Annotated in this window: 29 protein-coding genes; 17 read left to right on the forward strand and 12 right to left on the reverse strand. The window is 52.5% G+C overall.

The annotated features are described in order from the left end of the window. Positions 1-44: 44 nt before the first annotated feature. The 3 genes from ACOTY9_RS08205 to rimJ are packed head-to-tail and all read right to left on the reverse strand — an operon-like array spanning position 45 to position 2,215. Positions 45-968 carry a Gfo/Idh/MocA family protein gene (locus ACOTY9_RS08205; protein ID WP_023332686.1) on the reverse strand — a complete coding sequence of 308 codons (924 nt, stop codon included), beginning with the start codon at positions 966-968 and terminating at the stop codon, positions 45-47. Positions 969-970: 2 nt separating this feature from the next. Beyond that, positions 971-1,621 carry a YceH family protein gene (locus ACOTY9_RS08210; RefSeq protein WP_201405394.1) on the reverse strand — a complete coding sequence of 217 codons (651 nt, stop codon included), beginning with the start codon at positions 1,619-1,621 and terminating at the stop codon, positions 971-973. A gap of 9 nt (positions 1,622-1,630) precedes the next feature. Beyond that, positions 1,631-2,215: a ribosomal protein S5-alanine N-acetyltransferase gene (gene rimJ, locus ACOTY9_RS08215; protein ID WP_014883355.1), complete on the reverse strand. Its 585-nt coding sequence runs from the start codon at positions 2,213-2,215 to the stop codon at positions 1,631-1,633. 236 nt (positions 2,216-2,451) lie between these two features. Here rimJ and mdtH point away from each other — a divergent pair, with 236 nt between their 5' ends. The 9 genes from mdtH (at position 2,452) to ACOTY9_RS08260 (ending at position 9,542) form a co-directional block, all read left to right on the forward strand. Beyond that, the gene (gene mdtH, locus ACOTY9_RS08220) at positions 2,452-3,660 is read left to right on the forward strand and encodes a multidrug efflux MFS transporter MdtH (protein ID WP_200925121.1); all 1,209 of its coding nucleotides are present in this window, start codon (positions 2,452-2,454) and stop codon (positions 3,658-3,660) included. A gap of 527 nt (positions 3,661-4,187) precedes the next feature. Further along, positions 4,188-4,748, forward strand: a complete 561-nt coding sequence (locus ACOTY9_RS08225) for a lipoprotein (protein ID WP_014883353.1) — start codon at positions 4,188-4,190, stop codon at positions 4,746-4,748. Positions 4,749-4,874: 126 nt separating this feature from the next. After that, positions 4,875-5,921, forward strand: coding sequence for a dihydroorotase (gene pyrC / locus ACOTY9_RS08230; protein WP_047027497.1), 1,047 nt, complete (start codon positions 4,875-4,877; stop codon positions 5,919-5,921). A 74-nt stretch (positions 5,922-5,995) separates the two neighbouring features. Further along, a complete protein-coding gene (dinI, locus tag ACOTY9_RS08235; RefSeq protein WP_014883351.1) occupies positions 5,996-6,241 on the forward strand; it encodes a DNA damage-inducible protein I in 246 nt (81 codons plus the stop codon). A 273-nt stretch (positions 6,242-6,514) separates the two neighbouring features. Further along, positions 6,515-6,769 carry a biofilm formation regulator BssS gene (gene bssS, locus ACOTY9_RS08240; RefSeq protein ID WP_008500827.1) on the forward strand — a complete coding sequence of 85 codons (255 nt, stop codon included), beginning with the start codon at positions 6,515-6,517 and terminating at the stop codon, positions 6,767-6,769. Between the two features lie 116 nt (positions 6,770-6,885). Further along, on the forward strand, positions 6,886-8,004 hold the full coding sequence (gene solA, locus ACOTY9_RS08245; protein ID WP_348565635.1) for an N-methyl-L-tryptophan oxidase: 1,119 nt from the start codon (positions 6,886-6,888) through the stop codon (positions 8,002-8,004). A 59-nt stretch (positions 8,005-8,063) separates the two neighbouring features. Then, the gene (locus tag ACOTY9_RS08250) at positions 8,064-8,177 is read left to right on the forward strand and encodes a YceO family protein (RefSeq protein WP_014883349.1); all 114 of its coding nucleotides are present in this window, start codon (positions 8,064-8,066) and stop codon (positions 8,175-8,177) included. A gap of 218 nt (positions 8,178-8,395) precedes the next feature. After that, positions 8,396-8,962 carry a cytochrome b gene (locus ACOTY9_RS08255; RefSeq protein ID WP_014883348.1) on the forward strand — a complete coding sequence of 189 codons (567 nt, stop codon included), beginning with the start codon at positions 8,396-8,398 and terminating at the stop codon, positions 8,960-8,962. Between the two features lies 1 nt (position 8,963). Beyond that, positions 8,964-9,542 carry a YceI family protein gene (locus ACOTY9_RS08260; RefSeq protein WP_014883347.1) on the forward strand — a complete coding sequence of 193 codons (579 nt, stop codon included), beginning with the start codon at positions 8,964-8,966 and terminating at the stop codon, positions 9,540-9,542. Positions 9,543-9,582: 40 nt separating this feature from the next. Here ACOTY9_RS08260 and ACOTY9_RS08265 read toward each other — a convergent pair whose 3' ends face one another. After that, the gene (locus ACOTY9_RS08265) at positions 9,583-10,632 is read right to left on the reverse strand and encodes a rhodanese-related sulfurtransferase (protein ID WP_058689768.1); all 1,050 of its coding nucleotides are present in this window, start codon (positions 10,630-10,632) and stop codon (positions 9,583-9,585) included. Positions 10,633-10,853: 221 nt separating this feature from the next. Here ACOTY9_RS08265 and ACOTY9_RS08270 point away from each other — a divergent pair, with 221 nt between their 5' ends. The 3 genes from ACOTY9_RS08270 (at position 10,854) to ACOTY9_RS08280 (ending at position 13,612) form a co-directional block, all read left to right on the forward strand. Then, positions 10,854-11,780: a Kdo(2)-lipid IV(A) acyltransferase gene (locus ACOTY9_RS08270; RefSeq protein ID WP_023332678.1), complete on the forward strand. Its 927-nt coding sequence runs from the start codon at positions 10,854-10,856 to the stop codon at positions 11,778-11,780. Positions 11,781-11,922: 142 nt separating this feature from the next. Beyond that, positions 11,923-13,140, forward strand: a complete 1,218-nt coding sequence (mdtG, locus tag ACOTY9_RS08275; RefSeq protein WP_063434638.1) for a multidrug efflux MFS transporter MdtG — start codon at positions 11,923-11,925, stop codon at positions 13,138-13,140. A gap of 97 nt (positions 13,141-13,237) precedes the next feature. Continuing rightward, on the forward strand, positions 13,238-13,612 hold the full coding sequence (locus ACOTY9_RS08280; RefSeq protein ID WP_008500834.1) for a MysB family protein: 375 nt from the start codon (positions 13,238-13,240) through the stop codon (positions 13,610-13,612). Between the two features lie 6 nt (positions 13,613-13,618). On the opposite strand, the gene ACOTY9_RS08285 is transcribed toward ACOTY9_RS08280, so the two are convergent. The 3 genes from ACOTY9_RS08285 to mdoG form a co-directional block, all read right to left on the reverse strand. Next, the gene (locus ACOTY9_RS08285) at positions 13,619-13,846 is read right to left on the reverse strand and encodes a YceK/YidQ family lipoprotein (protein WP_014883343.1); all 228 of its coding nucleotides are present in this window, start codon (positions 13,844-13,846) and stop codon (positions 13,619-13,621) included. Between the two features lie 85 nt (positions 13,847-13,931). Beyond that, positions 13,932-16,460 carry a glucans biosynthesis glucosyltransferase MdoH gene (mdoH, locus tag ACOTY9_RS08290; RefSeq protein WP_023338244.1) on the reverse strand — a complete coding sequence of 843 codons (2,529 nt, stop codon included), beginning with the start codon at positions 16,458-16,460 and terminating at the stop codon, positions 13,932-13,934. Beyond that, on the reverse strand, positions 16,453-18,006 hold the full coding sequence (mdoG, locus tag ACOTY9_RS08295; RefSeq protein WP_348565636.1) for a glucans biosynthesis protein MdoG: 1,554 nt from the start codon (positions 18,004-18,006) through the stop codon (positions 16,453-16,455). Before mdoG ends, mdoH begins: the two co-directional genes overlap by 8 nt. 254 nt (positions 18,007-18,260) lie before the next feature. Here mdoG and mdoC point away from each other — a divergent pair, with 254 nt between their 5' ends. Continuing rightward, entirely contained in the window at positions 18,261-19,400 is a 1,140-nt protein-coding gene (gene mdoC, locus ACOTY9_RS08300) for a glucans biosynthesis protein MdoC (RefSeq protein ID WP_023337083.1), read from the forward strand. 35 nt (positions 19,401-19,435) lie between these two features. Here mdoC and ymdB read toward each other — a convergent pair whose 3' ends face one another. The 5 genes from ymdB to csgB all read right to left on the reverse strand — a co-directional run bounded on the left by ymdB (position 19,436) and on the right by csgB (position 21,882). After that, the gene (gene ymdB / locus ACOTY9_RS08305) at positions 19,436-19,978 is read right to left on the reverse strand and encodes an O-acetyl-ADP-ribose deacetylase (protein ID WP_032637007.1); all 543 of its coding nucleotides are present in this window, start codon (positions 19,976-19,978) and stop codon (positions 19,436-19,438) included. Positions 19,979-20,059: 81 nt separating this feature from the next. Then, positions 20,060-20,380: a hypothetical protein gene (locus ACOTY9_RS08310; RefSeq protein ID WP_014883338.1), complete on the reverse strand. Its 321-nt coding sequence runs from the start codon at positions 20,378-20,380 to the stop codon at positions 20,060-20,062. Positions 20,381-20,539: 159 nt separating this feature from the next. Then, positions 20,540-20,872, reverse strand: coding sequence for a curli assembly chaperone CsgC (gene csgC, locus ACOTY9_RS08315; RefSeq protein ID WP_023337081.1), 333 nt, complete (start codon positions 20,870-20,872; stop codon positions 20,540-20,542). A gap of 60 nt (positions 20,873-20,932) precedes the next feature. Next, entirely contained in the window at positions 20,933-21,385 is a 453-nt protein-coding gene (gene csgA, locus ACOTY9_RS08320; RefSeq protein WP_014883336.1) for a curli major subunit CsgA, read from the reverse strand. Positions 21,386-21,426: 41 nt separating this feature from the next. Further along, entirely contained in the window at positions 21,427-21,882 is a 456-nt protein-coding gene (gene csgB / locus ACOTY9_RS08325; RefSeq protein ID WP_014883335.1) for a curli minor subunit CsgB, read from the reverse strand. Between the two features lie 756 nt (positions 21,883-22,638). On the opposite strand from csgB, the gene csgD reads away from it, so the two are divergent. Genes csgD through csgG form a run of 4 tightly spaced genes read left to right on the forward strand, consistent with a single transcriptional unit; the run spans position 22,639 to position 24,980 of the window. After that, positions 22,639-23,289 (forward strand): biofilm master transcriptional regulator CsgD, encoded by a 651-nt coding sequence (gene csgD / locus ACOTY9_RS08330; RefSeq protein ID WP_014883334.1) that lies wholly within the window; start codon positions 22,639-22,641, stop codon positions 23,287-23,289. Positions 23,290-23,293: 4 nt separating this feature from the next. Then, positions 23,294-23,683: a curli production assembly/transport protein CsgE gene (csgE, locus tag ACOTY9_RS08335; protein ID WP_014883333.1), complete on the forward strand. Its 390-nt coding sequence runs from the start codon at positions 23,294-23,296 to the stop codon at positions 23,681-23,683. A 23-nt stretch (positions 23,684-23,706) separates the two neighbouring features. Further along, on the forward strand, positions 23,707-24,120 hold the full coding sequence (csgF, locus tag ACOTY9_RS08340) for a curli production assembly/transport protein CsgF (RefSeq protein ID WP_014883332.1): 414 nt from the start codon (positions 23,707-23,709) through the stop codon (positions 24,118-24,120). A gap of 26 nt (positions 24,121-24,146) precedes the next feature. Then, positions 24,147-24,980: a curli production assembly/transport protein CsgG gene (csgG, locus tag ACOTY9_RS08345; protein WP_014883331.1), complete on the forward strand. Its 834-nt coding sequence runs from the start codon at positions 24,147-24,149 to the stop codon at positions 24,978-24,980. The last annotated feature ends 35 nt before the right edge of the window (positions 24,981-25,015 follow it).

The raw sequence follows: 25,015 nt of genomic DNA on the forward strand, positions 1-25,015 counted from the left end.
TAACCGGATTTCATCGAATTACTATCGGCAGATGTTACAGCGAATTATTCACTCATGGCATCGCGCCAGAGCCTTTCCACAATGCGCTGCGCCAGAATGGCCTGCTCGCCGGACGTTTCAGGAACCGTCTGATTTTGCACACAGGTGATGAAGTGACGGGCACATCCTGCGAAACCACGCTGCTCAAGCGTACTTTGCCACCCGGGTGCAGGAGGCGTAACAACGCCATTGCCCTTCTCTTCGCGCCACTCGCGCATATCGGTAATGTCATACAGCGCACCGTCGGTGACGGCCTGAACGAACTCACGCTGGCTGCCCGCACGACGGTGCATACTGGTGGTAATCTGAAGATGCTCAACGGCAAAATGGTGTTCCGCGTACACCATCTCCCCTCGTTCGTTAGTGACCAGGGTGCCGCTTTTCAGCTGTGCATTACCGTTGCTCAGCCACAGCGCGGTATCCACCACGTGAAGATAATCATCAAGAAGGGTAAAACGCAGATCGTTCGGCCCTACGCTGTCGGTACGATGCTTATCCATACGCAGCGAAGCCATATTGCCGGACTGCGCTTTCAGCTGCTGGTAAAGCGGCGCAAAGCGGCGGTTAAACCCCACCATCAGGGTCAGGTTTTTACGCGCCGCCAGATCAATCAGGCGTTCGGCGTCCTGCACGTTTTCCGCCAGCGGTTTATCCACGCAGACGTGGACGCCCGCATTGAGCAGCTCGCTTACCACCTGATAGTGGGTGGCCGTGGAGGTATGCACAAAGACGGCGTCACACTCGCGGGCCAGATCCTGCAGCGAGGCGGCATACGGAATGCGCCAGGTTGCGCAGATACGCTCTGCTTTTTCACGGCCAGGAGACCATGCGCCTTGCAGCGTCCAGTCGGTCGCAGCCCCTAAAACCGGTAGCCAGGCTTTTTGCGCTATTCCGCCCAGCCCCACGACGCCAATGCGTAATTTTTTCACCGTCAGTCTCCCAAATGCGCCAGTAATGCATCCAGACGTTGTTTCAACCCGGCAACCTCACCTTCCAGAGCCTCCACACGGGCAACCAAATCGTCATCGCCAGCGGTTATATCGGTTACAGGAGACGTAACTGAAATATCAACGTCACCGCAGAAGAGATGCATATAGCGGCTTTCACGTTTACCCGGCTCGCGGGCCAGACGGACAACGTACGGGCCATCTTCACGTGCGGCCAGCCCCTCCAGCGTCTGCTCAACTTCATGCATGTCGCTAAACTCATGCATACGGGAAGCACGCGTGCGCAGCTCCCCCGGCGTCTGCGCCCCGCGCAACAACAGCGTAGTTATGACCGCCACTTCGGCGCTGCTCAGCTTCAGGTCGCCAAATTCGGAGTTACAGAAACGCTGTTCGTATTTGGTCACGCGGTTACCGAAGCCGCTGACGGTGCGCAGATAGTGGCGTTTTACCAGCGCATCCAGCACGTCCTGAACGTCATGCTCGCTGAGGTTCATCACCGGCTCACGGTTCGTTTTTTGGTTACAGGCCATGGTCACGGCGTTAACAGAAAGCGGATACTGTTCCGGCGTGGTGACCTGTTTTTCGAGTAAGCACCCAATCACGCGCGCTTCTGTACCGTTTAGCTGATACTTCATCTTTTCTCCTTAACGACCTGCAGTCCAGTCACGGGTGGTTAACGCCGTCAGCACGTGGTCACGCCACTCGCCGTCTATCAACAAATAGTCTTTGGCGTAACCTTCTTTCTCGAACCCTAAGCGCGCCAGTAAATTTCCGCTGCGCTGATTATGCGGCATATAGTTCGCCATAATGCGATGAATGTGTTGCGTACGTTGCATATAGCGGATGGCCGCCGTTAACGCCTCGTACATCAGCCCCTGCCCCTGCCATTTCTGACCGATGGAGTAGCCAAGGTAACAGGCGTGAAACGACCCGCGCACCACATTCGAGAAATTGGCGATCCCGATAATTTCTTTCTCTTCTGGATCCAGCAACGCAAAATAAAACGCGCTACCCTGCTTATGAAATTCCGCAATCATGCTGAGGCGCGCCTGCCAGCCGGAGGGGTAACAATGGCTCTCATCCCGAACGGGTTCCCAGGGTTTCAAAAACTGGCGATTCTCGGCGTAATAATCCGCCAGACGCCAGGCATCACGCTCATGCACCAGACGAACGACCAGCCGGTCCGTTGTCAGACGCACTTTTGGCACATTACTGCGATAGCCAAACATCAATACCACTCCTTCCCGTCACTTCAGCTTGCCCATTAGCTTTACTATACCTGCGCCCGTGCCGTCTGTGAAAACAGTGACATACCATTTTCACCTCTTTTCACCTTTTTCAATGAAAACTCTCTATCAAAGCACCCTTTTGATAAAAAAATATTGTCGCGTCCAGGGGTGGGAAAAAACGTGGCGACACCGCAGAATGTTAGCGTGCTCACCTTCTTATTTTCCCTGGAGGGAAAATGTCCCGCGTATCACAGGCGAGGAGCCTGGGTAAATATTTCCTGTTAGTCGATAACATGCTGGTCGTGCTCGGCTTTTTTGTCGTATTCCCTCTCATCTCGATCCGCTTTGTCGATCAAATGGGCTGGGCGGCGGTAATGGTCGGTATTGCCCTGGGACTGCGTCAGTTTGTCCAGCAGGGTCTGGGCGTCTTTGGCGGCGCGATCGCTGACCGCTTTGGCGCTAAACCAATGATCGTGACCGGTATGCTGCTCCGCGCAGCAGGCTTTGCCACGATGGCCGTTGCCCACGAGCCCTGGCTGCTCTGGTTTTCCTGCTTCCTCTCCGGTATCGGCGGCACGCTGTTTGACCCGCCCCGTACCGCGCTGGTGGTGAAGCTGATTCGCCCGCACCACCGGGGGCGTTTCTTCTCCATTCTGATGATGCAGGACAGTGCCGGCGCGGTGGTTGGCGCATTGCTGGGAAGCTGGCTGCTGCAGTACGATTTCCGTCTGGTCTGTGCGGCCGGGGCGGTACTCTTTATTCTGTGCGCGCTGTTTAACGGTCTCTATCTTCCCGCCTGGAAACTGTCGACGGTAAAAGCGCCGGTGCGCGAGGGGCTAGGTCGCGTTCTGCGCGACAAGCGTTTTGTCACCTACGTATTGACCCTGACCGGGTATTACATGCTGGCCGTGCAGGTGATGCTGATGCTGCCGATCATGGTAAACGATATTGCGGGCACGCCTGCTGCCGTTAAATGGATGTACGCCATTGAAGCCTGCCTGTCACTGACGCTGCTCTACCCCATCGCCCGCTGGAGCGAACGGCGTTTTCGCCTGGAACATCGCCTGATGGCCGGGCTGTTTCTGATGACGCTGAGCATGATGCCGATCGGTCTGGTGAGCTCGCTCCAGCAGCTGTTTACGCTGATTTGCACCTTCTATATCGGCTCCATCATCGCCGAGCCCGCCCGGGAAACGCTGAGCGCCTCGCTTGCGGACGCGCGTGCCCGCGGCAGCTATATGGGATTCAGCCGACTCGGTCTGGCCTTTGGTGGCGCGTTAGGCTACACCGGCGGCGGCTGGCTCTTCGATGCCGGTAAAGCGCTGAATCAACCGGAACTGCCGTGGATGATGCTCGGTGCAGTGGGCTTTATGACGTTACTGGCCCTCTGGTGGCAGTTCAGCCAGAAGCGCAGCGCGAGCGGTATGCTCGAGCCCGGTGCATAATCCTTTGCTGAGGCAGTGATCAATTCCCTCGCCCCTTTGGGGAGAGGGTTAGGGTGAGGGGAACATACAGCTATGGTGGTCATTCCGTTCACTTTATGTTCCTTGCTACTCTGTAACGACATGATCGGTGAACGTGCCAGGGTGGCTCAGTCGCCACCACCCTGGCGACCCGGGCTCCCGGCGGTAAATCGCCGCTTCGCGGTGCCCTCAGCTTATTCCTACAGGCTATCGGGTCGGGCATGAGCCTGCATCCCTGCAGGCCACGCCCTCTCGGCGCATCCCTGCGCCTCGCCCCGGCCTTACGGAAACGCTTCGGCGATTTACAGCCGGCCCAGGGCATCGCTTTAAGTCTAAAGTCATTCTTAAAATGTTGTTATTGCTTCTGGTTAAAAATGTTGTGGGGTTTCACTGCTCCGGCGTGAGCCCCTCCCGCCTCACTTCTCAGTATTTTCTGCTGGTTTCTGCCATTTCACACTGACATACTGACGCTACAGGACAGAAGCGCCGATTTTTCGTTGAGGAACACCATGAAGAAAATTGTCATTGCCGCCGCATTTATCGTTAGCGGCCTGCTGGTGGGCTGCAATCAGCTTACGCAATACACCGTCAGTGAACAGGAAATTAATCAGGCGCTGGAAAAACATAACAATTTCTCCAAAGACATTGGTGTGCCAGGCCTTGCCGATGCGCATATCATTCTCACCAATCTCACCAGCCAGATTGGTCGTGAAGAGCCCAATAAAGTCACCCTCGCCGGGGATGCCAGCCTTGATATGACCTCCCTTTTTGGCAACCAGAAAGCCAACATCAAGCTCAAGCTGAAGGCACTTCCGGTTTTCAACAAAGAGAAGGGCGCGATTTTCCTGCAGGAGATGGAAGTGGTCGATGCGCAGGTTTCACCGGACAAGATGGCACCGGTTCTGCAAACCCTGATGCCCTATCTGAACCAGTCGCTGCGTAACTATTTCAATCAGCAACCGGCGTATGTCTTGAGCGAAGACAAAAGTAAGGGTGAAGCCCTTGCGAAAAAATACGCAAAAGGGATAGAGGTGAAACCGGGAGAAATCATCATTCCTTTCACCGATTAACCTGAAGGGCGCTGCGGCGCCCTTTTTTTTACGGAAAAGTGTGCAAACGAAAACGTTTCCGCTTATGATTTGTGTCCGGCAAAAACAGCCATCCTTATGACTGATTCCTGACAAGCCGGAGCTTCCATGACTGCACAACCCCAGGTTCTTAAAATCCGCCGCCCTGACGACTGGCATATCCATCTGCGCGATGGCGATATGCTGAAAACCGTCGTGCCTTATACCAGTGAAATTTATGGCCGCGCGATTGTCATGCCAAACCTGGTTCCGCCAGTCACCACCGTCGATGCCGCGATTGCCTACCGCCAGCGCATTCTGGATGCCGTCCCGGCTGGACATAATTTCACCCCGCTGATGACCTGCTATCTGACCGATTCTCTCGATCCGGACGAAGTTGAGCGCGGGTTTAACGAAGGCGTTTTTACGGCGGCGAAACTCTATCCTGCAAACGCCACCACCAACTCCAGCCACGGCGTCACCAGCATTGATGCCATCATGCCGGTGCTGGAACGTATGCAGAAACTGGGCATGCCGTTGCTGGTACACGGCGAAGTCACGCATGCCGAGATTGATATCTTCGACCGTGAAGCCCGCTTTATCGAGACCGTGATGGAACCGCTGCGTCAGCGCCTGCCTGCGCTTAAAGTGGTCTTTGAACATATCACCACCAAAGACGCCGCAGAATATGTGCGTGACGGCAACGAGTTGATTGCCGCCACCATCACCCCACAGCATCTGATGTTTAACCGTAACCACATGCTGGTAGGCGGGGTACGCCCTCACCTGTACTGCCTGCCGATCCTTAAGCGCAACGTTCACCAGCAGGCGCTGCGCGAACTGGTTGCCAGCGGTTTCTCACGCGCTTTCCTCGGCACAGACTCCGCGCCTCACGCCCGCCATCGTAAAGAGGCGAGCTGCGGCTGCGCAGGCTGTTTCAACGCCCCTACGGCCCTTGCCAGCTATGCAACGGTATTTGAAGAGATGGACGCGCTGGAACATTTCGAAGCGTTCTGCTCCCTCAACGGCCCGCGCTTTTACGGCCTGCCGGTCAATGACACGTTCATTGAACTGGAGCGCAAAGCGAGCCAGGTGGAGGCATCCATTGCCCTGACGGATGATACGCTGATCCCCTTCCTGGCAGGCGAAACCGTCAACTGGACGGTAAAACGCTAAATAATCAACGCCCCTTGTTGTCAAACGAACAATATACCTGTATAAATAAACAGTATATTACACAGGGGGCATTTATGCGTATTGAAGTCACCATAGCCAAAACTACCGTTCTGCCTGCTGGCGCGCTTGACGCACTGGCAGGCGAATTATCCCGTCGTATTCATAACACCTTCCCCGACAATGCAGGCGCCGTCACTGTTCGTTACGCCGCGGCGAACAACCTTTCCGTCATTGGCGGTGCAAAAGAAGATAAAGATCGCATCAGCGAAATCCTGCAGGAAACGTGGGAGAGCGCTGACGACTGGTTCATCACAGATTAACACTGCTCCCTCATTGTGTTTTTTGCCGGGTCGCCCCGGCTTTTTTTTTGCCTGAAATTCCAGAAAGTTCAAAATAATTCGGCAACTTCTTTAAAAATCGTGAACAAGATGGTGTTTTATTGCTCGAACAATCCTAAAAAGCAGAAAAATGTGTTGCTAGCTGTTTATTTTTCCCTTAGGAACCCTTATTACTTGTATACTGAAGTTGCTTTCAGAAAAACATGCATTGAACCTCGAAGTCGTTGTCTTCTAACACGCATTATGGGGGTTATAATGGAAAAGAATAGCGAAGTCATCCAGACCCACCCACTCGTTGGCTGGGATATCAGTACCGTAGACAGCTACGATGCACTGATGCTGCGTTTGCACTACCAGACCCCAAATCAGCTGAACCGTGAAGAAGCGGAAGTTGGACAGACGCTGTGGCTTACGACAGACGTCGCCCGTCAGTTTATTTCTATTTTAGAGGCAGGAATTGCAAAAATAGAATCTGGCGACTATCAGGAAAATGAGTATAAACGGCACTAACCGAATGCTCACTTTTCTTTCAACAGGCACCCACGCGGTGCCTTATTTATTTCCCGCTTGTTTGCACCCGCTTTGTTAATTACTCTGCTAAAAAAAACGTACGTGACGAGATGCATATGAGATATGACCTAATCATTATTGGCAGTGGCTCCGTAGGATCGGCCGCCGGGTATTACGCGACACAGGCAGGACTCAATGTCCTGATGATTGACTCTCACCTGCCGCCCCATAGCGAAGGTAGCCACCACGGCGACACTCGTCTCATTCGCCATGCCTATGGCGAGGGGGAACGCTATGTTCCGCTGGTGATTCGTGCCCAGACGCTGTGGGACGCGCTGGCTAAAGAGACTGAAGAGCGCATTTTCGAACGTACGGGCGTCATCAATCTTGGCCCGGCCCGTTCGGAATTTCTGGCTAATGTGGAACGCAGCGCAAAGGCCTTTAATCTGGAGGTTGAGAAGCTGGACGCGCCGGCTATCACCGCGCGCTGGCCAGAAATTACCGTCCCGGACGATTATATTGGCCTCTTTGAAGCCAACTCCGGGGTGTTGCACTGTGAAACCGCCATCAAAACCTGGATCGACCTTGCCGCCAAAGCGGGCTGTGCGCAGCTGTTTAACTGTCCGGTGGAGGCCATCACGCATAACGCAGATGGCGTGACGGTAACGACTCTGGACGGTGAATATTCGGCGTCTCGTTTGCTTATCAGCGCAGGAACCTGGGTCACCCGCCTGCTGCCAGACCTGCCGATCCAGCCCGTGCGTAAGGTCTTTTCGTGGTTCCAGTCGGATGGTCGCTACAGTGCCCAGAATAAATTCCCGGCGTTCACTGGCGAATTGCCCAATGGCGATCAGTTCTACGGTTTCCCTTCCGAAAAAGACGCGCTCAAGATTGGAAAACACAACGGGGGGCAAATTATCTCCTCACCTGACGAGCGTAAACCGTTTGGTGCTTGTCCGCAGGATGGTTCAGAAGCCTTCTCGTTCCTGCGCAATATTCTCCCGGGCGTGGGTGGCCTGCTCTACGGCGCGGCCTGCACCTACGACAACACGCCGGATGAAGACTTTATCATTGATACGCTGCCAGGACATGACAACACCCTGCTCATTACCGGGCTGAGCGGACACGGATTTAAGTTCGCTTCCGTGCTGGGTGAAATCGCCGCGCAATTTGCTCAGGGTATCACGCCTCAGTTTGATCTGACGCCCTTCTCACTCGCGCGTTTTAACGGATAATCGCTATGGGCTCCGGACAGTTCGGGGCCCGTTTTCTTTACGGTGAATCATGGGGCATTATGCGCAGGATCGTGAGTTTTCTCGTCAATAATATTCGCGAACATTTTATGCTCTATATCTTACTGTGGGCGCTGCTTGCGATCGTTGATTTTATTTACATTGTATTTTATTGAAAGCGTTGACTGACATTTATTGACGTTACTTTATGTTTATTTAATCTCTTTCCCCCTGCTTATTCCGCCTTGCACGAAGCCTTTGAATTACCTTTGCGGTTCCTTTTCAAAATTGCTGAAATAAATAAAATAAAAATCCATATACTCTTATTTCAGTTGCAATATCTTGCCTTCCCGTTCATTTTTACGTTTCGGTTAATTTGAAAATGGACATTCTGATGCAATTGCGTAACTCCTCCCGGCGCTACGGAATAATATCCATAAGTTTGCACTGGATATTTGCCATTGCCGTCTATGGCATGTTCGGACTTGGACTCTGGATGGTCACGCTCAGCTATTACGACGGCTGGTATCACCAGGCGCCAGAGTTGCATAAAAGCATCGGCGTTTTGCTGATGCTGGGGCTGATTTTCCGCGTGATATGGCGACATATCTCCCCGCCACCTGCAGCACCGAAGACCCACAGTAAATTGACCCGTTTCAGTGCTGTCGCCGCGCATATTGCGCTTTATGCGCTGCTCTTCGCCATTCTGATCAGCGGCTATCTCATTTCGACGGCAGACGGCAAGCCGATCAGCGTTTTTGGTCTGTTCGAGGTGCCAGCAACGCTCAGTGATGCTGGGGTTCAGGCCGACACGGCGGGGGTGGTCCACCTCTGGCTTGCCTGGAGCGTGGTGATCCTGTCCGTGCTGCACGGACTTGCCGCCCTTAAACACCACTTTATTGATAAAGACGATACGCTCAAGCGCATGCTTGGCCGCTCGTCAGTTGACTCTGGAGTATAAAATGAAAAAACACCTGCTGGGTATCGCACTGGGCTCTCTGTTATTCACCACCGGTTCCGCCGTGGCGGCGGATTATAAAATTGATAAAGAGGGCCAGCACGCGTTCGTCAATTTCCGTATTCAGCATCTGGGATACAGCTGGCTGTACGGTACCTTTAAAGATTTTGACGGCACATTCACCTTTGACGAGAAAAATCCTGCGGCGGATAAAGTCAATGTGACCATTAATACCAACAGCGTTGACACCAATCATGCTGAGCGCGATAAACACCTGCGCAGCGCAGAGTTCCTGAACGTCACTAAATTCCCGAAAGCGACTTTCACCTCTACGGACGTGAAAAAAGACGGTGATAAGTTGAATATTACCGGTAATCTTACCCTGAATGGCGTTACGAAACCCGTGACTCTGGATGCAAAATTGATCGGCCAGGGTGACGATCCGTGGGGGGGTAAACGCGCAGGTTTTGAAGCGGCAGGAAAAATTCACCTGAAAGATTTCAATATCACAACGGATTTGGGTCCGGCGTCTCAGGATGTTGAGCTGGTTATTTCTGTTGAAGGTGTGCAGCAGAAGTCATAATAGATTCGCCCGGCAGGATCTCGCCTGCCGGGCGTTATTATCATTCCGGGTCGGGAATACCCAGTTTGGTATTCAGACGGCCGCGTGATTTATTAAAAATCTTATTGCCGTTTTCTCGTCCCGCACGACGCCGACGCTGCTCTTCTTCCGGCAGAATACTCTCTTCACTGCACAGTTCACTGCAGCAACCGTTAAACTTCTCGGCACAGGCAGGGCACTGGATGAACAGTAGATGGCAACCGTCGTTTTTACAGTTGGTATGGGTATCGCACGGCGCACCGCACTGGTGGCACTGGGCAATAACGTCTTCCGAAATACGCTCACCCATACGCTCGTCAAAGACAAAGTTTTTCCCGATAAAACGCACCGGTAAACCCTGCTCGCGCGCGCGGCGGGCGTACTCGATAATGCCGCCTTCAATGTGCCAGACCTTATTAAAGCCGTTGTGCTTCATCCACGCGCTGGCCTTCTCGCAGCGGATGCCGCCGGTGCAGTACATAACGATTTTTTTATCTTTATGTTCCTGCATCATCTCAACCGCCTTGGGCAGTTGCTCGCGGAAGGTGTCGGCCGGGATTTCCATCGCGTTCTCGAAATGCCCCACTTCGTATTCATAGTGGTTACGCATATCAATGAACACGGCATCCGGATCGTCCAGCATCGCATTCACTTCCGCTGCCTTCAGATATTCACCGACGTTCGCCGGGTTAAATTCAGGATCGTCAATACCGTCCGCCACAATGCGTTCACGCACCTTCATGCGCAGCACCCAGAAGGATTTCCCGTCATCGTCCAGGGCAATGTTCAGGCGTAAGCCGTCGAGGGCGGGGTCGAAGCGATAAAGAACGTCGCGGAAGGCGCTGACTTTGCTTTCCGGTACGCTAATCTGCGCGTTGATGCCTTCGCGGGCAAGGTAGACGCGCCCGAAAACGTTCAGCGCCGTGAAGGCCTGGTAAAGTGCATCGCGGGTCGCCTGCGGATCGTCGATCGTGAAGTATTTATAGAAAGAGATGGTTGTGCGCGGTTCGGTTTCAGCCAACATACGCGCTCTTAACATCTCATTCGACACGCGGTTGTGTAACACTGGCATGGTGTACAGTCCTGGAATCGTTAGAGAGAATGAAAAATCGGTCGGCATCATATAGCAAACAAAACCAATTTACATCCACACAATTTACGCTACATTTCACACACCCTGATTAATCAGGTTTAACAATTGCTCTCGTCGTACAGGTTTCGTTGGCAGATATTTTGGCAACGTCTCAAAAAATGCGACAATAGCGAAACAGGACGTTTGAACACAGGAAAGACATGACCCAGTTACCCAAATTTACCGTCGCCCTTTTGCACCCTCGCTATTGGATGACCTGGCTTGGCATTGGCTTTTTATGGCTACTGGTACAGCTTCCCTACCCTGTTATCTTCCGGTTAGGTAAATCGTTAGGCCGAATCGCGCTAACGTTCATGAAGCGTCGGGCGCGCATCGCGTACCGAAATCTTGAGCTGTGCTTCCCGCAGATGAGCGAGGCAGAGCGCCACGATATGGTCACGAAGAATTTCGAATCCGTCGGTATGGGGCTCATGGAAACCGGTATGGCGTGGTTCTGGTCAGATAAGCGCATGGCGCGCTGGAGCAAAGTGACGGGAACCGGCATGGAGCCCGTGCATACGCTTCAGGCTAACCAGACCGGCGTTCTGCTGATCGGGGTTCATTTTCTGACGCTGGAGATCGGGGCGCGGATGTTTGGCATGCAGGCGCCCGGCATCGGTGTTTATCGTCCAAACGACAACCCGGTTATCGATCTCATTCAGACCAACGGCCGCATGCGCTCCAATAAAAGCATGATCGACCGTAAGGATCTGAAGGGCATGATCCGCGCCCTTAAATCCGGTGAAGTGGTCTGGTATGCTCCCGACCACGACTACGGTCCGCAGTCGAGCGTATTTGTGCCGTTCTTCGCCGTTGAAGAGGCGGCCACCACCACCGGCACCTGGATGCTGGCACGGATGTCCAAAGCCGCCATCGTCCCCTTTGTTCCCCGCCGTATGCCGGATGGCTCAGGCTACGAGCTGATGATGCTCGAACCGGAGCTCGCGCCGCCGTTAGACGATGCAGAAACCACCGCGCGCTGGATGAACAGCGTTGTAGAGAAGTGCATCATGCTGGCCCCTGAGCAGTATATGTGGCTGCATCGCCGCTTTAAAACGCGACCACAGGGCACACCGTCCCGCTATTGATCCTCATGCGGCCCCATTCGGGCCGCCTCCTGTTTTAGCTTTAAAAGCGCTTCCGCATTGCGGCAATCATAACCCAGGCGCATAATTAGCAGGCTTATTACTTTATGCCTCAGATGCTCAGCACCTCATTATGCGGAATGTTATGTCACCCTCAGATGCCCCCATAAACTGGAAACGTAACCTCACGGTTGCGTGGCTTGGCTGTTTTCTTACCGGTGCGGCGTTTAGCCTGGTTATGCCTTTCCTGCCGCTCTACGTCGAACAACTGGGCGTGACGGGCCACAGCGCGCTCAATATGTGGTCTGGACTGGTCTTCAGCATTACGTTTCTCTTCTCCGCGATTGCCTCCCCCTTCTGGGGTGGCCTTGCCGATCGCAAGGGGCGAAAAATTATGCTGCTACGTTCTGCGCTGGGGATGGCCATCATCATGGCGCTGATGGGGGTCGCGCAAAACGTCTGGCAGTTCCTGGTATTGCGGGCATTGTTGGGTTTACTGGGCGGATTTATTCCCAATGCGAATGCCCTGATTGCCACGCAAATTCCGCGCCATAAGAGCGGCTGGGCGCTTGGGACGCTCTCCACCGGTGGCGTAAGTGGCGCCTTGCTGGGGCCACTGGCCGGAGGACTGCTGGCGGATAATTACGGCCTGCGCCCGGTCTTTTTCATCACCGCCAGCGTGCTGTTCCTGTGCTTTATCGTCACTCTGCTCTGTATCCGTGAGAACTTCACGCCTGTCGCCAAAAAAGAGATGCTCCATGCCAGAGACGTGCTGACCTCGCTTAAGAATCCCAGACTGGTGCTGAGCCTGTTCGTCACGACAATGATTATTCAGGTCGCTACCGGCTCGATTGCGCCAATTCTGACGCTCTACGTGCGTGACCTGGCGGGTGATGTCAGTAACATCGCCTTTATCAGCGGGCTGATTGCCTCCGTGCCCGGCGTGGCGGCGCTGCTTAGCGCCCCGAGGCTGGGCAAGCTGGGGGATCGGGTGGGCCCGGAAAAAATTCTGATCTGCGCGCTGGTGATCTCCGTCCTGCTGCTTGTCCCCATGTCGATGGTGCACTCTCCGTGGCAACTGGGGGTTCTGCGCTTTTTACTGGGCGCCGCCGACGGGGCGTTACTGCCCGCCGTACAGACCCTGCTGGTTTACAACTCCACGAACCAGATTGCGGGGCGTATTTTTAGCTATAACCAGTCATTTCGCGATATTGGTAACGTGACCGGACCGCTTCTCGGTGCAGGTATATCCGCCAGCTTTGGTTTCCGCGCCGTCTTTATCGTGACGGCGGGCGTGGTGTTGTTCAACGCGATGTATTCGTGGTTCAGTTTATCCCGCGCGTTACGCCCCGCGACAGAATAAGGCGAAAGCCTGACGGCTTATTTTCGCATTCATACTTGCAGAATCCGATCTTCAGCTATTCTTTCCCTGAAACCTTCTGGAAAACAGGGAGACACCAATGACCATGTACGCCACGCTGGAAGAAGCTATTGATGCCGCTCGCGAAGAGTTCCTCGCCGACAATCCCGGTGTTGAGGAAGAAGATGCTGACGTGCAACAACTTAATATCCAAAAATACGTTCTGCAGGACGGGGATATTATGTGGCAGGCCGAATTCTTTGCTGATGAAGGTGAAGAAGGGGAATGTTTGCCGGTCCTGAGCGGTGAAGGCGCGCAGGCCGTCTTTGATGGTGATTATGACGAAATCGAGTTACGGCAGGAGTGGCTGGAAGAGAACACCCTGCACGAGTGGGATGAGGGCGAATTTCAGCTCGAACCCCCGCTGGATACGGAAGAAGGTCAAACCGCAGCCGATGAGTGGGACGAGCGTTGATTTACGCTACTCGTACGGGCCGTGGCTGGCATCGATGGGCAGCAACAGCGTGTCGAAAATCAGCGAAAACGGCAGATCGAGCACGGTCAGGTAGCGCCACGCGGAATCACGCACATCCCATTTCACACCCGGGTAATACTGATTCCCATGGCCCTGCCCTGGAATAGTGCGGCTGATGATGCTGCCGCAGCCGCTAAGCAGGCATGCCATCAGGACGACGATGATTATTCTCATAAGTTACCTCTAAAAAAATACCGGCGATTAAGCCGGTATTTTTATCTGGCGGGTGGCGCTACGCTTACCCGCCCTGGTTAACAACTTACTTCGCCTTCAGTGCAAGCGGATTCAGCTTCACGTCTTTGTAGTAGTTCACCCACGAAGAATACTTTTCGGGAGCGGACCATACGCGATAGTGAAGCCTTGCCATCGTGACCGGATCGCTCAGCAGCACCAGACGACGGTCGCGGTTGAGTTTTTCCGGCGTCTCGTTAAGCGCCTGCTCAACGTGACGATCGCGGGCAATCTCCAGCACATGACTTGCACGGTGACGCGCCGTCGCCATGGCTGTTGCCAGGGCGTTAAATGACGGGTTAAACACGGCGTGCATAAAGCCATCATCCAGCGTGCGATTGCGGTTCTGCTCCAGATAGGTATCGGTATCCACCAGCACCTTCGGCGGGGAGTACTCTTCCGGGATCAGGAACAGTTTCCAGCGTTTAGTCCGCAGTCCCACCGTTGAACGGCTGGAGATCACAGAGACGAACGGCGACAGGATCAGCGAGAAGACAATCGGCGCCAGCCAGAACAGGAAGCGCAGATCCAGCCAGGCCATGCCCGCCGCCCACACCAGCCCCAGCAGCAGCTGAGAACCGTGACGCATGAAGGCTTCGCCCCACGGCGTGGAGTCGTCATCACGCTGCGGTGAGTTCCAGACCACTTCCCAGCCCAGGAACGCACTGACCACAAACACGGTGTGGAACAGCATACGCACCGGTGCCAGCAGCACAGAGAACAGCACTTCCAGCAGCAGTGAAAGGGTCACGCGGAAGAAACCGCCGTACTCTTTCGAACCTTTGCACCAGATCAGGATGATACTGAGCAGCTTAGGCAGGAACAGCAGCACCATGGTAGACGCAAACAGCGCAATTGCCAGCTCCGGACGCCACTGCGGCCACACCGGGAACAGCTGGCGCGGTTGCAGGAAGTATTGCGGCTCCGTCAAAGCATGGACGACCTGCAATGCAGTAGAGAGCGCAAGGAACATGAACCACAGCGGTGCAGAGAGATAAGACATCACGCCCGTCAGGAACACCGCGCGGTGAACCGGGTGCATCCCTTTGACAAGGAACAGGCGGAAGTTCATCAGGTTGCCGTGACACCAGCGGCGGTCACGCTTGAGCTCATCCAGCAGGTTTGGCGGCAGCTCTTCGTACGATCCCGGGAGGTCGTAGGCAATCCAGACGCCCCAGCCCGCACGACGCATCAGCGCAGCTTCCACGAAGTCATGCGACAGAATAGAACCGGCAAACGAACCCTCACCTGGCAGCGGCGCCAGCGCACAGTGTTCAATGAACGGCTTCACGCGAATAATGGCGTTGTGACCCCAGTAGTGCGATTCACCCAACTGCCAGAAGTGCAGACCGGCAGTAAACAGCGGCCCGTAAACACGGGTGGCAAACTGCTGGCAGCGCGCATAAAGCGTGTCCATACCGGACGCTTTTGGCGAAGACTGAATGATCCCCGCGTTCGGGTTGGCTTCCATCAGACGCACCAGACCGCTCAGGCAGTCACCGCTCATGACGGAGTCCGCATCCAGCACCACCATGTAGCTGTACTGGTTACCCCAGCGACGGCAGAAGTCATCGATGTTACCGCTTTTACGCTTCACACGACGGCGACGACGACGGTAGAAGATCTGACCTTCGCCCTGTACTTCTGCAATCAGCTCCATCCACGCTTTTTGTTCTGCAACGCAGATATCCGGGTTGTAACTGTCGCTCAGGATATAGACGTCGAAATGCGCCGCGTTGCCGGTCGCCTTGACGGACTCCCAGGTCGCACGCAGGCCCGCAAATACGCGGTCAACGTCTTCGTTACAAATAGGCATGATCAGCGCGGTACGGTGCTCAGGATTGAGGGGTTCATCCCCGACCGTTGACGCTGAAATGCTGTATTTGTCCCGCCCCATCAGCAATTGCAGGAAGCCCATTAGCGCGGTCCAAAAACCGGCCGAAACCCAGCAGAACAGAACTGCAAACAGCAGGAGGATGCCGCTTTGCAGGATATAAGGCAGTAGCTGCATGAAGGAGACCCAGAGATCCTGGCCCATCATGTCCGTTGGGTTAATAAACGCCCAGCCCTGGTAAGGCAGAATGGTTTTCATGTACCAGGTCGCGACAACCGTTTGTGCCAGCGTCAGAAGCAGCAGGATGTAACGGCGAATAGTCCCTACGGTACGCCATTTCTGCTCAGAGGCCTGCTCTTCTTTCGTCAGGCGTGACAGATAGCGCGGCGTCACATCACGCCCACGCAGGCGATCCCAGAAGCGGCCAACCGGGTTGGTGCGCCATGGATCGGGGAACATAGAGGAACGCGTCGCCTTCGGCATCGCCTGAAGCTGATCGCGTCCTTCGTCGTCTTTAATCAACTGCCCTTCTGCCAGCGAGTCTGGCCATGCCTGCTCCAGACGCGCTTTTACTGACCCCAGCGGCGTATCATCATCACGGGAAAACTGACGATGTTCACCATCCAGCGCGGTGTGAACCGCGCGGATGTCGCTCTTAGGCAGCGCCGCTTTTTCGATATCCGTCAGCGGCATGGCATCAATATATTCAGATGTATTATTCATTGGCAGGTAGCTGATAGCTCCAGGTTTCACTCAGCGGCTGATCGTCACTGACCAGCGCAGCACGCATTTCAGTGGTCTGTTTCGGATCTTTCACTTTCACGCGCAGGGTCAGACGCCAGCCTTTGGTTACCGGATTGTAACGCACCGTGTTTTCAACGATTTCACCGTTATCACCAATGCTGGCCTGAGCCGACACCGCCGTATCCGGAGACAGTTTCTTCATATCCTGGCCTGTGAAGTCCACGACAAACGCCACGGTACCGTCAGGCTGACGGATAAGGTTAGACTGCTTCACATCACCCGTTGAGCGGCGAGTCTGCATCACATACGCGTTATCCGGCGCATGCAGCTTATCTTCGTCGCGGCTGAAGGTAATGGTGTACTTGAAGTTCATCTCTTTGCCGACTTCCGGCAGTTGATCCGGCGTCCAGTAAGCGACGATGTTATCGTTGGTTTCGTCGTTGGTTGGAATTTCAACCAGCTCTACCTTGCCTTTACCCCAGTCGCCTTTCGGCGTAACCCAAGCGCTTGGGCGCAGGTCATAACGATCGTCCAAATCTTCGAAGCGAGAGAACTGACGGCCACGCTGCAGCAGGCCAAAGCCCTGCGGGTTTTCCATCGCAAAGCTGCTTACTGCCAGATGTTTCGGATTATTCAGCGGACGCCAGATCCACTCACCGTTACCGGCATGAATAGACAGACCATTGGAGTCATGCAGTTCCGGGCGGAAGTTGGTTGCCGGCGACGGCTGGTTTGGCCCAAACAGGAACATACTGGTAAGCGGCGCAACGCCCAGTTTGCCCACTTTGTCACGCAGATAGACTTTAGACTGCACGTCAACGACCGTGTCACGACCCGGCATAATCACAAAGCGATAGGCACCGGTTGCGCGCGGGGAGTCCAGCAGCGCATAAATAGTCAGACGTTTGTCCGTTGGTTTTGGACGTTCAATCCAGAACTCGCGGAAACGCGGAAACTCTTCACCTGATGGCAGCGCGGTATCAATGGCCAGACCACGCGCAGAAAGCCCGTACACCTGCCCCGCGCCAATCACGCGGAAGTAGCTGGCGCCAAGCATGCTGACGATTTCGTCGTTTTTATCTTTGCTGTTAATCGGGTAAAGCACCTTGAAGCCTGCGAAGCCCAGGTCTTTCACCGTATCTTTGTCGTGTTGCACATTGCCAAAATTGAAGTAATCCGGGCTGTACTTGATCTTACGTACCGCGGTCGCCGTCACTTCATTGATGGCAACAGGCGTGTCGAAGTACATACCCTGATGATAAAATTCAAGCTTGAACGGGGTTTTAATGTTGTTCCAGTACGCTTTATCGTGATTGAACTGGATCTGCTGATAGTCCGCATACTTCATGTCGCGGAAAACGGAGGGCAAGTTACTTTTCGGCGCTTCGTAGCTCTTGCCTGCCATCGATTTTGCCTGTTTTGCGACATCGTCGATGTTAAAGGCCAGTGCCGATGAGGTATACAGTGATAACACGACTGCAGCACCCACCCAACGCATTTTCATCATCTGTGGTTTATGTTTCATAATAAGTAAGCACTTCCCCCTTTGTGTGCTTATATCGATCCGATCCATTTTAATGGAAACTCAGGCAATCCGACAACATAATCACTGCTTTGTTCAGCTACTGGCTCATGGATTAAGCAAATGAAAGAACCCGCGATTCACTTTGCGTGCTTATCCTGGAGACAGTGTGTCGGTCTTGGTGTAGGGTTGGCGTCGAATGTAACCATTATGAGTCTTAGGGATAAGACGAAAAGTCTGAGAATGCACAAAGTTATATGAGCACATCACCAACAGAACGTGAATATTTCCTCGACTCGATCCGGGCATGGCTGATGCTATTGGGGATCCCCTTTCACATTTCACTGATTTACTCCAGCCACACGTGGCATGTTAATAGCCAGATGCCCTCCTGGTGGCTCACGCTGTTTAATGACTTTATTCACGCCTTCCGTATGCAGGTGTTTTTTGTCATTTCAGGCTATTTCTCCTACATGCTTTTTTTACGCTATCCGCTGAAGCGCTGGTGGAAAGTCCGCGTAGAGCGCGTGGGTATTCCTATGTTGACCGCCATCCCGCTGCTGACGCTGCCGCAGTTCATTATGCTGCAGTATGTTAAAGGCAAAGCAGAGAACTGGCCGAATCTTACGCTGTATGAAAAATACAATACGCTGGTCTGGGAACTGGTGTCTCACCTCTGGTTCCTGCTGGTACTGGTGGTACTGACCACGGTCAGCCTGGTGATCTTTAGCCGTCTGCGCCGTCATTTAAGCACGACCGCTGACGCCTTCTTCGCCAACGTCACGCTGGGCAAACTGTCGGTGCTCTTTTTGCTGCTTGGCGTTGCTTATGCCGCCGTGAGACGCACTCTGTTTATCGTCTACCCACCGATACTGAGCGACGGGTTGTTTAATTTTGTGGTGATGCAGTCGCTGTTCTACATTCCGTTCTTTTTAATTGGCGCACTGGCGTTTATTTATCCGAAGCTTAAAGCCTTGTTTACCACACCGTCACCGTGGTGCGCAGTGGGTGCCGCCTTCGCGTTTGCGGCCTATCTGCTGAACCAGCGCTACGGTAGCGGCGACGCCTGGATGTATGAAACGGAAAGCGTGATCACTATGCTGCTGGGCTTGTGGATGGTGAATGTGGTGTTCGCACTCGGCCACCGCTTGCTGAACTTTAAGTCCAGCCGCGTGACCTACTTCGTCAATGCTTCACTGTTTATCTATCTGGTGCATCACCCGTTGACGCTGTTCTTCGGGGCTTACATCACGCCGCATATCGCCTCTAACACGCTGGGCTTCTTTACCGGACTGGTGTTTGTAGTGGGCGTGGCGATCGTGCTCTACGAGATCCATCTGCGGATCCCTCTCCTGCGTTTCCTGTTTTCAGGCAAGCCCCAGACGAAAACTGCCTGAGCAGCGTGGCGCACTGACGGTGCGCCACGTTTGTTTCAACTCTCCAGCGCTTGTCTGCGCTGCGCCAACAACCGCTGATACAGATGCAGGGTGTCTTCATCAAAACAGACAAAGGTCACCTTCTCTGGCAGCGGTTTCAGCGACAGGTAGCGGTAAACGGTTTCTACCGCGATGGTCGCCGCTGCCGCCTTGGGATAACCATACACGCCGGTACTAATTGCCGGAAACGCCATCGTTTTGTAACCGTTGTCGGCGGCAAGCCGTAGGCAGTTTCGGTATGCCTCTTCCAGCAGACTCGCTTCATGGTGGTCGCCGCCCTGCCATACTGGGCCAACGGCGTGAATCACCGCTTTGGCCGGAAGGTTGCCCGCAAGCGTAATCACCGCATGGCCCGGCGGGCATTCGCCCTGTTGCTGACGCACGATTTTACAGGCTTCCAGCAGCTGCGGTCCGGCAGCGCGGTGAATAGCACCGTCAACCCCGCCTCCCCCCATCAGGGAAGGATTGGCCGCATTGACGATGACATCGACATGCTGGCTCGTAATATCGCCATGAATCACTTCAATTTGCGGTTTCATAAAAGCCCTCTGCTACCCGCCTTTTTCTTAAGTGTATCGCAGAGGGGTTATTGAGAAAAACGATCGGCGGTAAAACACGAATTAGCGGTACTGGATCTGAACCACTGCGAGCGTTTTTTCAGGATTAAGGTATTTCATATCCACTGTCGCCAGGCTGGAAGGTGTCGTCATGCCGTTCAGCGCATCGTCGTAACTGACCATACGGGTTTGCATACGGTTTTTATCCGGGCACGATACCGCCAGCTGCCGATGTTGCTGCGTGACTTCACACGGGTCAGCAACGATTGCACCGCGAAAGTGAATGACGCCCCCTTCCGCAAAAGTGGCCGAATGTGCAGGAACGATAAAGGCAGAAACGAGCAGGCCCAAACCTGAAATAAGATGTGCAAAATTGTGGGTCACGATAGGTACTCCTCAATGAAAATCGTCCATGAGGGGCAAACGCGCTTCATTATGTTAACGAAGTGTCACGTTACGGAACATTACGACACAGTTCCTGATAACAGCATAGCTCAACGGCACAGACCCGCCACCTTCGCAACATATTGATATTATGAATTATTAGAGCGCGCGCCCTCCAGGCGACCACTGTTGTGATAAATGAAGTGCTTTTCCATCAGTGACGGTTACCACGATCGTTACCGTGTCTCCCGCAGAGATATTTAAACTCAAGCGCATTAAATCAATCGCCTGATTAGCGGGGATAAAAAGTGTGTTTTGCTGGCGGGATGAACTTTGTCCACTCTGCCCTTCGCGCAAAGAAACAATCTGGACCTGACAATCACACGATTCCGTCAACGTGACCTGCGGAATAATGGTGGTCATATTGCCCTGCTGTGAGGTTTGAAAGGTTATCTGGCTCGACAGCGCGGCGAGGAGAATTAAGGTATTCATAATTAACTCCCGAAAAAAAACAGGGCATCAGCCCTGTTTTTTGTAGCACAGATGTCAGTATCAGTACTGATGAGCTGTCGCGTGGTTACCAAAGCCAATCTGGGTAACGTTGACGGTGGAGTTAGACGCCGTCTGGTCTACCAGTGCGCCGTTAAGGCCACCGTACTGGCTGACATTCATCACGGAATCTTTACTGTTCCACTGATCAAGTGTCGCACTGTTGCCAAATCCGTTCTGGGTCAGGTTAATGCTACTGTCGTCAGACCCCTGGCCAACGTCAGCGCCGTTACCACCACCGGTCTGGCTAATATTCAGAACTGAATTTCTGGCATCAGTCTGCAGGGCCAGCGCGGAGTTACCGCCACCATTCTGGTAAATATTCAGGGTTGAATTTGGGCCACCGTATCCGCCATGACCATGTCCATGACCCCATCCGCCCTGGTTAATCATACCAGCCATAGCACTACCAGAAACTACGATTGCTGCAAGTGCTGCCACTTTGATAAATTTCATGGTAAACCCCCATCGGATTGATTAAAGTCGTCGCGAAATAACTAGCGTTGAATAACGCGAATTGCCATCTGCGACTGTTTCTGCACTACAACTGCGGTTTTCTGCGTACCGTACTGCGTAATATTTGCTCTATTACCCGACCCTTTCTGGATAATTTTTGCACTGTTACCATATCCATCTTGCGTAATACCTGCATCGTTCCCGTTACCGCTCTGATCGATCCAGGCAATATTGTAAGTCCCTGATTGATCAACTCTCGCTCTGTTGCCTGCACCATCCTGGGAAACGACTGACAAGAGTTTCGACCCTTCCTGGCGAATCTGAGCGTCATTAAATACGCCCTGTTGACCAATAATGGCTGCCTGATTTAATGATGAACGACTTAATTCATTAACCGCAAAATTATATTCAGCATTCGCCAAATCAGTATTAGCCGCGGTTACAAATCCAGGCACACCCAGTAATGTAAACATCAAAAATAACGATGTGTTTTTCATGTTGTCACCCTGGACCCGGCTACCTGAAAACACCCTGTTCGTATTTCGTGTTAAACGACTCGTTTTTTTGTTAACGCGTCGTTACGGTGAAGAGTATGTCCGCTGAAACATTTTAAATATCTCACCCGCGTGGCTTATTTTTATTTATCAGGTCACCACAAAGTCGTAATTTGCAGAAAAAATACACATTACACAGGCTGGTTTAATTTTTTATAGAATATTTATGCGCGTTGTGTCGTACAACGACGACAAGCCTGCCCACGCTTCCCTCCGCGTTGTTTAAGCGTAACGGCAGGATGGCATTTTGTTCATCACGTGACACAGGACGTGTTTTCTTAAGCCAGAGAGAGGAGAACATTATGGCTTAGAAAGTATCAGTTACTCATACCAAAGCTTAACGTCTCTAAAATAAAAATTAAGACATAAAATCAACCAGTTAATAAAATTTGTATGATTTTTAAAATCTGTGCACGCCTATTTATATGTACAACTTTCATATCAAATAACAACATTCAAAACAGCCAATATTCACAAATTAATATTTATTTTTACATCTTGTTACATGATTAACACTTGCTTTAAACTTCGTAAAAGCTAGATTGAAATTAGCTGTACGAAATTGGTTTTATATTTACCTCCCTGTGGAGGTTATGTTCTGATTCTACACACAGCAGTGCAACATCTGTCAGTACTTCTGGTGCCTTCCTCTTTTCAGGAGGGCAGCTGTCAGGTGCCAAAAATAAGTGGGGTTTCATCATGTATAATGAAGTCCATAGTTTACATGGTCATACATTACTGTTGATCACAAAACCTTCTCTGCAAGCGACAGCTTTATTACAACATTTAAAGCAATCTTTATCATTGAACGGGAAATTGCATAATATTCAACGTTCTTTTGATGATATTGCGCCTGGCAGCATCATTCTGTTTGATATGATGGAAGCTGATAAGAAGCTTATCCATTACTGGCAAGATAACTTAAGCAGGAAAAACAATAATATCCGCGTGTTATTATTGAACACTCCTGATGAATACCCTTTCAGAGATATTGAAAGCTGGCCGCATATCAATGGCGTGTTCTACGTCACTGAAGAAGAAGGCCGGGTGGTAGAGGGTCTGCAGGGCATATTGCGCGGAGAGTGTTATTTCTCGCAAAAGCTGGCCAGCTACCTCATCACGCACTCCGGTAACTACCGCTATAACAGTTCGGAATCCGCGCTGCTCACGCACCGTGAAAAAGAGATCCTGAACAAACTACGCATTGGTGCTTCAAATATTGAAATCGCCCGTTCGTTATTTATCAGCGAAAATACGGTAAAGACGCACCTTTATAATCTTTTCAAGAAGATAGCTGTTAAAAATCGAACTCAGGCTGTTTCATGGGCAAACGATAACCTCAGGCGTTAATCACATGAAGCGCACGTTGAGTTGGATCGCCGCAGCGAGTTTCTTGCTCGCTGCAGGGAACCTGCAGGCCGTCGAGGTCGAAGTTCCCGGATTGTTAACTGACCACACAGTCTCATCGATCGGGCACAGTTTTTACCGGGCCTTCAGTGATAAATGGGACAGTACCTACACGGGTAATTTAACAATCAACGAGCGGCCCAGTGCACGTTGGGGAAGCTGGATAACCATCACGGCTAATCAGGACGTTATTTATCAAACGTTTTTATTCCCCTCGAAAACAGACTTCGATAAAAACGTGGCCTTAGCACTGGCTCAAACTGAAGACGCTATTAATCGCCTGCAAATAGACAAAGCGCTATTAAGCACCAGCGATTTAGCAAAAGATGAGTTCTAGCGAACCGATATGCGGAGGCTGTCATGCGTATTGCATATGCAGTTGTTTCGATAATGCTTATTACCCCTCTTTGCTGGGGCGGAAATATGACGTTCCAGTTCCGTAACCCTAACTTTGGCGGTAACCCTAACAACGGTGCGTTCCTGCTGAATGAAGCTCAGGCGCAAAACTCCTATAAAGATCCCAGTTATAAGGACTTTACCGTTGATACCCCTTCCGCACTGGATAACTTCACCCAGGCTATCCAGTCGCAAATTTTAGGGGGATTGCTGACAAACATTAACACCGGCAAGCCCGGCCGAATGGTGACCAACGATTTTATTGTCGATATCGCCAACAGAGACGGACAACTTCAGTTGAACGTAACCGATCGTAAAACCGGAAAAACCTCCACCATTGAGGTTTCTGGCCTACAAAGCAATTCAACTGACTTTTAAACAATAGCTAAATAAGGACAACGATCATGCAGCGCTTCCTGATATTTGTTGCAGTGTGCTTATTGAGCGGTTGTTTAACTGCTCCGCCTAAAGAAGCTGCAAAACCAACATTAATGCCTCGAGCTCAGAGTTATCGTGATTTAACCCATTTGCCTTCTCCAACGGGCAAAATATTTGTCTCGGTATACAACATTCAGGATGAAACAGGGCAATTTAAGCCCTACCCGGCCAGTAACTTCTCCACGGCAGTGCCGCAAAGCGCCACCGCCATGCTGGTTACCGCACTCAAGGATTCGCACTGGTTTATACCGCTGGAACGCCAGGGGCTACAGAACCTGTTAAATGAACGAAAAATTATTCGTGCTGCACAGGAGAATGGCACCGTCGCGGACAATAACCGAATGCCTCTGCAGTCTCTGGCTGCGGCAAACGTCATGATCGAAGGCTCGATTATCGGTTATGAGAGCAACGTTAAATCGGGTGGTGTGGGAGCACGTTACTTTGGGATTGGCGCGGATACCCAGTATCAGCTCGACCAAATTGCCGTTAACCTGCGTGTCGTCAACGTCAGTACCGGTGAAGTGCTCTCCTCGGTAAACACCAGCAAAACGATATTGTCTTATGAAGTCCAGGCGGGGGTATTCCGCTTCATCGACTACCAGCGTTTACTGGAAGGTGAAATTGGTTATACCTCGAATGAACCGGTCATGATGTGTCTGATGTCAGCCATTGAAACCGGCGTGATCTTCCTGATTAACGATGGTATCGATCGCGGGCTGTGGGATCTGCAAAACAAATCAGACGTGCAGAACCCGATCCTGGTGAAATACCGTGATATGTCCGTGCCTCCGGAATCCTGACAGGAAGCGCATAAAAAAGGCGAGATGATTATCTC

Source organism: Enterobacter cloacae complex sp. SHL012, assembly GCF_049237505.1.
GTDB lineage: Bacteria > Pseudomonadota > Gammaproteobacteria > Enterobacterales > Enterobacteriaceae > Enterobacter > Enterobacter kobei.